7 protein-coding genes and 2 pseudogenes are annotated in these 12,057 nt (G+C 30.6%); 5 read left to right on the top strand and 4 right to left on the bottom strand.

What is annotated here, in order from left to right; translation table 11 throughout:
• Window positions 1–489 precede the first annotated feature (489 nt).
• The 3 genes from FTV38_RS15375 to FTV38_RS15385 all read left to right on the top strand — a co-directional run bounded on the left by FTV38_RS15375 (window position 490) and on the right by FTV38_RS15385 (window position 7,670).
• On the top strand, window positions 490–696 hold the full coding sequence (locus FTV38_RS15375; protein ID WP_180022925.1) for a helix-turn-helix domain-containing protein: 207 nt from the start codon (window positions 490–492) through the stop codon (window positions 694–696).
• Between the two features lie 100 nt (window positions 697–796).
• Window positions 797–7,033, top strand: a complete 6,237-nt coding sequence (locus tag FTV38_RS15380) for a hypothetical protein (protein WP_180022926.1) — start codon at window positions 797–799, stop codon at window positions 7,031–7,033.
• Window positions 7,023–7,670 carry a hypothetical protein gene (locus FTV38_RS15385; protein ID WP_180022927.1) on the top strand — a complete coding sequence of 216 codons (648 nt, stop codon included), beginning with the start codon at window positions 7,023–7,025 and terminating at the stop codon, window positions 7,668–7,670. Before FTV38_RS15380 ends, FTV38_RS15385 begins: the two co-directional genes overlap by 11 nt.
• Before the next feature lie 225 nt (window positions 7,671–7,895).
• Here the strand turns inward: FTV38_RS15385 and FTV38_RS15390 are convergent, their stop codons facing one another.
• Entirely contained in the window at window positions 7,896–8,222 is a 327-nt protein-coding gene (locus FTV38_RS15390; RefSeq protein WP_180022930.1) for a helix-turn-helix domain-containing protein, read from the bottom strand.
• 305 nt (window positions 8,223–8,527) lie between these two features.
• Here FTV38_RS15390 and FTV38_RS15395 point away from each other — a divergent pair, with 305 nt between their 5' ends.
• Together FTV38_RS15395 and FTV38_RS15400 are read left to right on the top strand one after the other, a co-directional pair.
• Complete coding sequence (locus tag FTV38_RS15395) at window positions 8,528–9,010, top strand: hypothetical protein (RefSeq protein ID WP_180022928.1); 483 nt, start codon at window positions 8,528–8,530, stop codon at window positions 9,008–9,010.
• Between the two features lie 70 nt (window positions 9,011–9,080).
• Window positions 9,081–9,251 (top strand): annotated as a pseudogene (locus FTV38_RS15400) (IS5/IS1182 family transposase); the annotation flags it as partial.
• Window positions 9,252–9,273: 22 nt separating this feature from the next.
• Here FTV38_RS15400 and FTV38_RS15405 read toward each other — a convergent pair.
• The 3 genes and pseudogenes from FTV38_RS15405 to FTV38_RS15415 form a co-directional block, all read right to left on the bottom strand.
• The gene (locus tag FTV38_RS15405; RefSeq protein ID WP_180022929.1) at window positions 9,274–9,885 is read right to left on the bottom strand and encodes a hypothetical protein; all 612 of its coding nucleotides are present in this window, start codon (window positions 9,883–9,885) and stop codon (window positions 9,274–9,276) included.
• On the bottom strand, window positions 9,878–11,941 hold the full coding sequence (locus FTV38_RS15410; protein WP_218950293.1) for a hypothetical protein: 2,064 nt from the start codon (window positions 11,939–11,941) through the stop codon (window positions 9,878–9,880). The genes FTV38_RS15405 and FTV38_RS15410 overlap by 8 nt, the downstream gene beginning before the upstream one ends.
• Window positions 11,941–12,057 (bottom strand): annotated as a pseudogene (locus tag FTV38_RS15415) (transposase); the annotation flags it as partial. The pseudogene FTV38_RS15415 and the gene FTV38_RS15410, both read right to left, overlap by 1 nt.

Below are 12,057 nucleotides of genomic sequence, written 5' to 3' on the forward strand. Positions count from 1 at the left end.
GTTGAATTTCTTTGTCAGACATAGTGATCAGCATCTATATTTTATATCCAGTCCATGGTGATAAAAATCATCATAAACCAGACATTTTTATTGGTGAGAATATAGACACTTTAAATGGGTTCTAACAATACTATTGCCCATTATAAGTACCTTATTTCTGTGTTGTCTGATTAAAATATTGATATATATTTATTATTTTATAATTTCATGAAAGTTGTGTTGCAATTTAAAATATTGATGATTGTTGTTATAAAAAACAACACAAGAAGCAACACTTAAGAAGAGTGTTGCTTTGTTTATGGTATTTAGCATCAGTTATAAAACTGTCTTTTCAAAAATTTATAGTCGTAAAAAATGTAAATTTGATTTCAAGTGGTAGATAAAAGTCAAACATATGAGTTTTCATTAAAAAATTAAAAGAGGATTATAGTCCGTGGATATATAGTCCTCAATTGGTGATATTTCTGTTTTTTGAGCAGTTAGTTTCAAATGACAGAATTATCTATCAAAATTGGCCATTTAATCCGCAATCGAAGAAAAGGACTAAAAATCACACAAGAGTCCCTCGCACTTCAATGCGGTATTGATCGAAGTTATATGGGACGAATTGAACGAGGTGAAGTAAATATCACAGTCGAAAAACTATATGAAATTGCTAATACATTAGAAGTTGATATAAGAGATTTACTACCTTAGTAAGAGGAAATTTAATTTTTTTATTATATAAAATTAAAGAATTAGGTAGCATTACAAGCAAATTTTTGAAAATTATATATCTTATAAAACAGGTAAAGTAATGGGAAATGCAGATTTAGTTAGGGCAAGTAGAGATGGTGATCAGTTTCATTATTTATGGGCTGCAAGAAAAGCCGTATTACTTTTAAATCCTTTATCTGGTTTACATACTCTAACTATCGAAGGTCCTAGTAAATCTGAATTTATTGAGGAGGTGGAAGATGGGGAAGAAATTGTGGATGTTGGGGAATACTACACTAGTAATCATTTTTCAGATGCTTCTAAAATCATATACACTCAACTTAAACACTCAACATTACATGCAGAAACTCCATTTGACCCTAGTAAGTTGCATAATACAATTGAAGGATTTTCAAAGAGATATCAGAGCTTAATTCAAAAAGAATCTAAAGGTGAGGTTCTAAGGAAAGTAGAATTTCACTTCGTTTCAAATAGAGCGATCAATGCTGAGTTCTATAAGTCCATTAATGAGCTTAAAGAAACAGGTAAGGTCACCAAACTGGCTAATCTGAAAAAATTAGAAAAATTTACTACTTTACAAGGCAAAGATTTAGAAGAATTTATTAAGCTTGTAAAATTCCCATCACAAGAGCCTAACTATATAGCCCAACGTGAGATTCTTGCCCAAGACGTTGCATACTATCTACCAGGAGATGATGTTAATGCTCCAAATGAGTTAAAAGAATTAATAACTCGTAAGGCACTTAGTGAAAATAAAGAAACACCAGAAATTACACAACACGATGTACTCCGTGCACTTCGAACCAATTCAGATGATCTGTTTCCTGTAAAAAATTTGATCAAACAATTAGAAAAAATTGTAGATAGACCTATAGTAAGAACGCTAATAGATACAATTACTAGATCACGTAGTCAAAAGTTTATTATTCAAGCAGAAGGTGGCGTAGGTAAATCAATATTAACTACTCAAATACACAACCATATCCCTTCTGGATCTTTATCAATTATCTATGATTGTTTTGGGAATGGGGATTACAGACAATCCTCATCAGCGAGACATACACATAAAATCGCGCTAGTTCAAATTGCAAACGAATTAGCTGGATTAGGCTTATGTCATCCACTAATACCAACAACGAATGTAGGTCCTAGCGAGTATATAAAGGCATTTTTGTTTAGATTAAGGCAGGTTTCTGAAAGATTCTCTAATGAGAATAAGCAGCTATTCATAGTTATTGATGCTGCTGATAACTCACAAATGGCAGCAGATGAATTTAATTATGGTCGTTCTTTCATAACTGATCTTTTACAAGAAAATTTACCTGATAATATTAAAATAATTGCTTTAACGAGACCTTATAGAGTTGAACTTCTAATGCCTAAACAAGATATTGAAATTCTTGATTTAGAAGGCTTTAGTGAAAATGAAACAAAACAACATCTATTAAACTACTATGCTGATGTTTCGACACAAGATATGATTGAATTTCATCGACTTACTAGTGGGAATCCTCGAGTTCAAAGTATTGCTTTAGAACAAAATTTAACTTTGCATGAGATTCTTTCATTTTTCGGTGGAACCCCAAAAAGCGTAGAAGATACAATTAAAGATTTGTTAGACAAGGCAATTTCTACTTTCAAAGAACAAAACTACTCCGAATCAGAAGAATTTGATTTACTGCTCACTTCAATTGCTATTTTACGTCCATTAATTCCACTGCAAATTTTATCTGATTTAACTAATATCAGGGCTGATCAAATAAGAAGTATTATCTCTGATATAGGTGGTCATCCAATTCGTCTTAGCGACAATAATATTCAATTCGTTGACGAGCCAACTGAATCTTGGTTCCGTGAAATTTACAAGCCAAAAGATATTAGTATACTGAATGAGTTTATTCAGAAGCTTAAACCTCTCTCTGTAAGTTCTGTGTATGCTGCTTCTGTACTACCTCAAATCTTGATGGATGCAGGTAAGTTTGAGGAATTAGTTGAACTATCTTTGAATTCTGAAATGTTGCCAACTAATTCGACCTTAGAAAAAAGAAAGGTCGAATTGCAACGCCTACAATTTGCAATTAAAGCTGGCCTAAAACTTGGTAAATATACAGACGTTGCTAAGTTGTCATTAAAAGCTGGTGGAGAGGTTGCCGCAGAGACTAGGCAACATCAATTACTCGAAGAAAATATAGAACTAGTCGGTACAACTTTTAGTGATAATCAAATTTTAGAATTAATCTCTGAAAAAGTATTCAAAGGTGCTTCATGGCATGGCTCAAAATATATTACTGAGGCTAAACTTCTCTCATATCGAGAAGATTTCCATGGTGAGTCACGTAGTAAACTGCGTATCGCAAATGAATGGTTAACTAGTTGGTTTAAACTTCCAGAAGATCAAAAATATAACCAAAGAATAGAATATAAAGAGCTTAGCGATTATTTTATTACCTTAATTACTTTAGAGGGTGTTGACTATGCAATTAATTGGCTTCGTAGGTGGCGTCCAAAAAGTGTAAGCTACAACGTAGCTAAGCTCGCAACTAAAGAGTTGATTAGGCTTAATAAAAATGAAGTTATACAAAAAATATTAGATAAATCAAGTAATAATATATTCTTAACTTTAGGTGTCGTAGAGATACTTAAATTAAATCATTGTATTATCCATTCTGAGAATTTTTCACGAGTTTTAAAATTACTGAGTTATGAAAAAGTAAAACTTGATATTGGGGTAACTCCCATTCTTTGTTTTTTAGAAGTGGGTTTTAAACAACAACTTTGTTCATCTACCGAAGCATATCAAATTTTATCAAAATATCTGCCTACTGAAATACCATATGAGATTAGAGATCGTTTTGGGCACTCTGATAGAGTAAATTATATGAAAGCTTATGCTTTACATAAAGCATGGGATAATAAGACATTAGAACTAATTGATTTAGTACCTGAGAGATTAAAAGAAGAATTTTTAAAGGACTCGGCTTATAGCTCATCAGAAGAAATTACTACGCTAAAACGAGATGTAGCAGCAGTTTTACCATGGTACAAATTGTATGCTCGGTCAATCACAGAGAAGATTTGCACAAAGGAACTCGATCAACTAGTTGAACAAGCGAAATCAGACTCCCAAAAAGCTCAAGGATACTCTTATCGGGATTATGGTAATCATCTAGAAAATGAAATTGCAAAAATTTGGTTTGATATTTTAATTTTAAATAATCATCTTAGCCAAGAAACTTACCCAGAGATAGAAAGTCATTTCAAGGAAAAAATTTATCTTAATACACGTAATCATTTCACGCTTATTTTGGCTTTGCTGAAACAATGTGAATTAGAAGATTATTGTTATGAAAATATATACAAAAACTTAAAAGCTCTTGAGAATAGTGATGATCATGCAGAAACATTGGTGAGTGACTATATGTCTATTGCTCAATCAATTTTCCCTTTAGATCAAGCAGAAGCTACTACAATATTAAATCAAGCCATTGAAGTAAGTAGTAAATTAGGTGAAGAAAATCTACAACGATGGAATGCATTACTTTGCTATGGCGTAAGAGCTGGACAGGAGCAAAATAATAGAAAACCACAGCTATGCTATCGTTTTAGTCAATGTGCTGAATTGACATATAAATATGTACATAGAGATAAACATTTTCCATGGGATTATACAGTTGATGCAATTTATGATTTAGATCCTAATTCCGCATTTGCTATTACTAGTCGTTGGCGTGATCGTAGATTTGGAGATGAAGATAGAATATTGGGCAATTTGGTGGATAAGTTACTTAAAAAACAACTTTTATCACCATTGATACCATTGGCTTTCAAAGCGATGGGAGCTACATATGACTTAGATAATCTATTAAGCTCTATTAAATCATTAGTTTTAAGTGATGAACTAAAAAGAAAGGTTTTACAAAGCTTCTATCTTTATATTGTTGTACCTAATCCATCCGAAAAACATATTAGTCGCCTTAGAGATTTGGTCGAGGCATTTCATATAACAGATCAAACTGTCCAAGACTTTTTCATATCTCTCAGTAATTCTGAGGTTTATGTTCAAGTAGAAGAACCTTGCTCTTCAACCTACGACCAAGAAAAGTTTGATTGGGATGTGTTTTTTGAAAATTATATTGATTCAAATCGAAGTGTAGCTTTTGATTCAGCTTTTAATGATTTTCAGAAATTGGAAAATAAGCATTGGATTAAAAGAGCTTTTTATGTACATCTTTTTCAAAAAATAAATCCGTCACAAGCAATATCATTGATCAATTGGTGGTTCGATAATCCTAGAAATGGAATGTATGACTTAGATGATCTTTTAAAAGCTATACCATCTCGCTTTAAAAGGAGAATGTCATTTTTAGCAGTTTTAGATTCGAGAATAAAACAATTTTTGAAAACACATCATGCTGATTTTTATATAGATACTTATGGAAGCAATCTGAAATTACATATTTTAAGTGAGTTAACAGGGAAACCTAGTACTGATTATATGCAATCTCTCTTAGAGGGCATGAGTGAAAGCTCCATTACATTAGAGAGTGAACGCTTATTTAGGATGGCTCATTTACTTACGCCTATGATTACACCAAATCAATCCTGTGAGATTCTAGAGTATGGTCTAGATTTGTTGGAAAATGATTTAGGAACAGATATCGCTGATGGGCAATGGCATGAGGAATTAGCACCACCAGAGAATATATTAGATTCTATCTCAGGTTATATTTGGTCTAGCCTAGCATCTCCTTTCAATACCGTGAAATGGCAAGCGGCGCATACCGTTAAGTTACTGTGTGATTTTGAGCAAAGAGAACTATTGTCTTATTTAATTAATTTTATTAGTGATAAAAATTACGGAAGTTTTTATGATCACAAATTTGAATTTTATCAATACTCTGCTACTCAATGGTTACTTAATGCTTTATTAAAAGTGTCATATAGCCCTAATAACTTTTTGGCTGAATATGTTGAAATTTTTAAGCAGCTAGTAGATCCAAATCGACCACATTTGATGATTCGACTCCTTGCTTCAAAAATTCTTCTAAATCTATTTAGTTTAAAGCTTATAACCCTAAATGAAGAAGAAATTAAAGCCTATCAGGGAGTTGGTAAATCTAATTTTAGTAAAGTAGAACGAGAAGCTATTGATCTTTCAAAATATTCAGATATGAATCAAGATGAAATTGATTCATTTGGTATTGATTTCGGTCCTTACTGGCTTGATCCGTTAGGCTCAATGTTTGGGTTACACCCTACACACATATACTTTGAAACAACTCAAATATTAAAAAATGAAATTGGATTTACGGATAAGCGTAAAACCAATGATGCACGTCATAAAATGGAAATTTATGACTGGAAGCAAACAAGTCATAGTCATGGATCTAGTCCTAAAGTTGAAGATTTAGATTTTTATCTGTCTTACCACGCAATGATGATTACAGCAGATAAGCTACTGCAAACAAGCCCATTACTTGCAAGTGAATATTCATGGAGAGAGTTTGATGACTGGATTAGACGATATGATTTGTCCTCTTTAGAACCTTATTGGCTAAGTGATTTTAGAGACCCATGTCCTCGAATAACAACAGAGTGGCTTAAAGACGATAGAGAAAATTCTATAAATTGGTCTTACAGTTGCGCTTCTATTGATTATAACGATGCGATTTATCACAGTGATTCAGAACTTTGTTTATGGGGTGTTTGGTCAGAAGTAAATAATTTCGATCAGGCAAAAGACATTCGTATCCGCTCAAGCTTAGTGAGCCCAGAAACATCCAGTGCGCTTTGGAGAAGTTTACAAAGTGCTGAATCAAGTCATTCTTATCATTTACCTAGTGCAGGTGATGAACAGTTTGAACTTGATGAAGATAATTTCCAATTAAAAGGATGGATTTCTGAGATAGAAATTGATCTATCAAATTTTGATGATGATTTATGGGGAGCTTCGTTAAGATATGAGATTACCCAACCATCAAGAGAGATCATTTCTTTAATGGATCTATCCTTTGATTCATTAAGAAAAAATTGGTTTCACGAAAATAAAAAGGTTATAAATCTTTCTATTTGGGGTAAATATAAAAATGAAGATTATGAATATTCAAATGGTTACAAGCTAAAAGTGGATAGAAAATTCATTCTTGAACTTCTTGAGAAACTTGATATGGATATGATTATTTCTGTAGATATCGATCGTAGATATAAATATGGTAGTTATCAATCAAAACAAGATTCAAAAGGACTGGATGAGTATTTACCAAGTAGTAAAAGAGTTTATTTAATGAAAAAGAATGGAGATATGTATGTCTACTGAAAGTCTTATCGAACTAGGGAAAAAACTAGTAGAAGAATTTAAGTTAGAGGATAAAACCGATACATTATCTCAATGGATGCTTCACTATTTAGCAGAATTATTTGAACGATATGATCTATCCACTTCTCCTGAAGAAAAGCGTATAGCATCTGTCGATATCAGAGATACTATTTTTAAGCTGTGGGAATTTCGCTATCAGCAGTCCCGTTCCCATAGTAGTTTCAAAAATACAGAATTTTTAATTTCAACATTACAGAAATTAAATTTAGATAATGATGATGCTTTCTACTCAGGTTTAAGAGATTTCAGAAATGTAGAAAGTACTATAGATCAGAGTAGTCCTGCATACTGGTACAGTCATGCACTCAAGCTCGATAAAGCATCACGTTTCTTGATAAGAAATTGTATCCTCAAAGGATATGCTATAACAGAAGCTGATAACCAAGAAATTGCTGATCTCATCAAAGAGTTTGAAACATTAGATTCGTATGAGAATTTACTAAGTCGATTTTACAATGATCAGTCTAATGAGGATAAAGAAATTAGAAATATTAAATATAATATTTCTAAAATAGAGAAGTTAATGGATGCTTTAGCAGAGTTGAAGACTAATTATGAGGAAAAGTTAACATCATAATTTAAAAGTGTCCAAGTAAGATAGGAATTGATGTCCAACTTCTATTGATCTTCTGTGTCCAAGTAAATAGGAATATTCAATTAGAGCACATTTATGTGGTTATTCAAGGAGTTGATCTATACTTTTTACGAAAAGTATTTACGATCTAAAATTAGCATACAGTACGTGTGATAAAGAAGCTTAATTAATTCTTTTATAAACGTCATAAGCGCTAATCAATTGACATCAATCGGTAAGTTCTTCTGAATTATCAATAAATTTTAAAACTTCCAATTTCTGTAAATATGTCATCAAATGAATTTTTAAAATAATTTCGGCCATTAAATCATCATTAGTATAAAAATAAGCGACAGGAACCTCTAAAACATCTGCAATTTTTGTCGCCATAAGAAAGTCAGGAACATGTTTTCCAGTCTCATATTGATTCATCCGAGCACTTGCGGATGATTCATCAATACCGGCCAATATCCCTAAACGTTCTTGGGACAAGTTCTTTGTTTTTCGAGCAATTCTTAAACGTATAGAGAAAACATTTGAATTATGTTGTGACATTAGTTCAGATATAAACCATAAAACTAAGATTTTCTTAGTTTTAAATTGATTTCTTACTAAGGATTCCTTAGTATTCATACATCTCAGGAAATTTTACTTTTATCGAATCATGCGACTGAAAAGTGATAGATTATTTTCCTTTAAATTTTTAAAATTGATAATTTTTCGGAGTGCGTTTAATGAACTTAAAGCTAATGATAAAGGGCATACAATCTGTAAAGATACCTCGGTTTCAGTAAGCTACAACTTAGAATTTAGAATCTATAAATTGAAAAATTAGCTATCATCTTTCCAAGATAAGGCATATGAAAGAAATTAAAAATGCAGTTAAAGAACAGTTCTTACACGTTATTGAGCGACAAACTATTCTAGTCATGTTTACTCCAAAAGAGATCTGGATTCAATTTGATACCATTTCAGATGAAATAAAACAGCAGACTTATGCTCTTCTAAGAGAGCTTGTAAGACAGGATTACCTCACAGAAGTTATTAGCTCGAATGGAAAAAAATATTATTCAGAAACTTCAAAATTGGAAAATTTTAGATTTGATCATTGCAAATTTAAAGCAACTGAAATATTAAACAAAAAATTAATTGAAATTAGACAACAAGAATTAGATAAAAACTATGAAATTAAATTAACTAACGAACTAATTAAAGAAATTCCTGAGTTAGATTTCTGCTTAGAAAAATATATCAATAACATTAGTTTTGACTTAAAAAATATTATAAAAAAGAAAAACAATATAGCTAATATTATTAAAAATATTGAATCTTGTATTTATTAATAATTTTAATATTTATTTTTGGATGACATTTAAAGGCTTTAATTATAAAGTTAATGTCATCTATTGATCATACATGGATTGGTATTTATATAAAATCAGACATTTAGTTGAGAATGAATTCTGTCGGTTGAAGCAGTTTAGAGGAATAGCTACGAGATATGATAAGCTAAAGTGTAGTTATGAAGGAGCTTTAGCTTGTATCTTTATTTGGCTACCTTTGTCGGGTAAATTTTATACTTGAAATGTCAACAGCCCCTAAACACTCACTCTAAAATTGGCTTAAAATTCCGATAATTTTCAAATTGCTGTGTAAGTAAAAAATTAGCAACTATGATGACTCCTGTGATTGGTAGCAGAAGTTCAAAAGACTCAATATTTTCTACAAAATTTTCATCCTTACCCAAAATTACTGATAATTCAATTTGAGATAGCTGCATTTGATTTCTAATAGTTTGTAAATTTTTTATAAAAGCTAAGTATTCTGGATGATTTTTAGAAATTATAACTCTTTGATCATAATGATCCAGTGATTCACAAAGTTGTGACCACGCTGTAAAGCCACCTAATTCACCAACAATTTTCAGTAAAGTATTATGAGAGGCTATCAGTTCTAAGTTATTATTCTTAAGCTCATCAATTTGTAAGAGTAAACTTTGATTTTTTTGTTGAACATTATATTCAGGAGTCTTTTTTCGAATTAATAATCTAAGTTTTTCTTGTCTAAATTTGTAGGAATCAACAAGATTTTTTCGTTCAGTGTCCCTTGTTATAGAAGACGCATGTTTGAATTCATTGCTTAATTCAGCAACTTTTCTATAACTAATGTCAACATTATCCTCTAACATACGCTCTAATAGTTGAATTAAATTATGCATCGAAAATATCCTTTTTATCAATATCAGACAAATCATTTTCTGCAGGAAAAACTAAAGAACCTTCATCTGATTCCAAAATAAGTTCTATATTTAATATTTGTTTTTTAATGTGACCTATTTGATGCAATTTACCTATTCCTTTACTTGGGAAGTCTTCAATAATTTGTAATTCTTGCTTAAATTTATCTCGTAGATTAATTAAGTTTTGTTTATGCTTACTTAGACCAGTAGACATAAAGTGATTACAACCAGAGAAGCATTCAAGATGTTTGGGGCAGGGATCAACAGCAAAACTATTTACACAATGTCCATAAGGTGTTGTATGAAATCCATCTGCTTCTGTTTTCAAGAACAAATAGGCTTCATCATCACCATATTCTTCTTGAATTTCTAGATATTTGCTGATTAGAGGCCCTCTAGTTTTATTTTCATTAATTAAATTTATAAGTACTTCAGTTCTTGAATTATCTATGTCTTTATTTATAGTTGGTATATTGTTAAAATCTAATTTCTCAGCAAGTGAGCGATGATCATATTCATAAGTTTGTGAAATAGATTGGCGATTAAAATGTTTAGTAATTAATGAATCTGCTATACCTTTTCTGAATAATTCAGTATTCATCAAGTGTCTGAAACTATGGCTTTTTAGTGAGGCAGTTTTAAATTCATCTGATCCATATATTTCAAAAATAGTAGGGGTGCTTTCACTAATTTTGCTAATAAAGCAGTTCAGGGCTTGGCGATTGGTAACACCAATACTTAAATAATGATCAATTGCTAGTAGACCATTGTTTCTATTTTCTATGAGGGCTCTTTTAGGATACAGAAATAAAAAATCACTAGAATTAATTACTGAACCATCATTCACTTTAATAGAATATAGGTCAGGAGATTTGGATTCTTTTTCATTAAAAATATAATTTAAGATATCAGACTTTCGAAAAAAAGAGGTTCTATAGATAATTTTTTCGTGACTAAGGTAAGGCTGTTTTTTTTGATTATATATACAGCATTTTAAGCGTAATCTTTGCATATACGTATAAAAAGAGTGTGTGAATTCTTTGGTATCTAATAGTTTTATTTGCAATTCAATTAATTTATTGGATAGTTCCTGACGTTGTATAATATTTAGCTCCTTTGTATCATATTCAATGTTCTCTAAAAAAATACTATTACCACTTAATATTAAATAAGCACTGTAAGCAGGTATATAATCATCATAAAATCCTAAGTTTTTATTTTCAAAATTTTTCAAAGTTGAACGAATACCTAAAGTTAATTTTTCTATTGATTCAACAATACTTAAGATTTCAAGCTCAAATATTTCTGGAATGATTTGTGATTCAATTTGTAAAATATTATGTTGATTTTCTTTTTCTAATTTTTCTGCGAAGTATTTAAGGGAAAAATAATGACTAACTGCCCCATACTGTTTATTTTTTTCATAGATTTTTTTATCTAAAACATTGTGCTTTTTTATACAGTTTAGAGGTAAAGAAGTTATTTCACTAATCCGTAAACCAGTAAGAACTAATAACTTTAGTTGACTAAACCTAATAAAATCAAAAAAAGATTTTGGTTCCTCTGTATATAAAATTCTAACTAGTTCCCAAAAATATTTATTTTCGGGTAGTTTATCAGCACTATCCCTCTTATCTATTTGATTAGAAAGTGGGGTAGAACTAGATATTTTTTTAATATTTAAGTAAGGATATATAGGACAAAATTTAGATAAAAACTTAATATCAAAAATATGTTTTACAATACTTTTTATTGCTGTAATTTTTAATGAGTCTATTTTCTCAATATGATTTATAACTTTAAAAAAATCTTCTGGATTCATATCATATGGAGGTTTTGTTGCTATACTAGCTATTACTCTCAAATTAAATATTATTGGCATTATACTATTTGGCTTTATTTTATCTATTAAAATTTTTTCTATTGTTACTGCTTTGATAAGTTCAATCCAGTTATTACTAATAATAGCATTTTCAATATTATTTAATCTAAACTTATCAACCAGTTCGAAACTAGAAAGATAGTAAGCTGTCATTAAAAAGTAAACATGTATTCTTTTCCGAATTGGTTTGATACTCTCTCCACCCATTGCTCTATTTTATCAGCTGTCATGACTTGAAAATCTCGCCAATAATATTTCATCTGCTTCCA

The organism is Acinetobacter sp. YH16044 (assembly GCF_013417145.1).
In the GTDB taxonomy this organism is placed as follows: domain Bacteria; phylum Pseudomonadota; class Gammaproteobacteria; order Pseudomonadales; family Moraxellaceae; genus Acinetobacter; species Acinetobacter amyesii.

Coding starts and splice junctions, on each gene's coding strand:
- FTV38_RS15410 (WP_218950293.1), bottom strand. CDS start 11,941: ATGACAGCTTACTATCTTTCTAGTTTCGAACTGGTTGATAAGTTTAGA.
- FTV38_RS15380 (WP_180022926.1), top strand. CDS start 797: ATGGGAAATGCAGATTTAGTTAGGGCAAGTAGAGATGGTGATCAGTTT.
- FTV38_RS15395 (WP_180022928.1), top strand. CDS start 8,528: ATGAAAGAAATTAAAAATGCAGTTAAAGAACAGTTCTTACACGTTATT.
- FTV38_RS15390 (WP_180022930.1), bottom strand. CDS start 8,222: ATGTCACAACATAATTCAAATGTTTTCTCTATACGTTTAAGAATTGCT.
- FTV38_RS15405 (WP_180022929.1), bottom strand. CDS start 9,885: ATGCATAATTTAATTCAACTATTAGAGCGTATGTTAGAGGATAATGTT.
- FTV38_RS15385 (WP_180022927.1), top strand. CDS start 7,023: ATGTCTACTGAAAGTCTTATCGAACTAGGGAAAAAACTAGTAGAAGAA.
- FTV38_RS15375 (WP_180022925.1), top strand. CDS start 490: ATGACAGAATTATCTATCAAAATTGGCCATTTAATCCGCAATCGAAGA.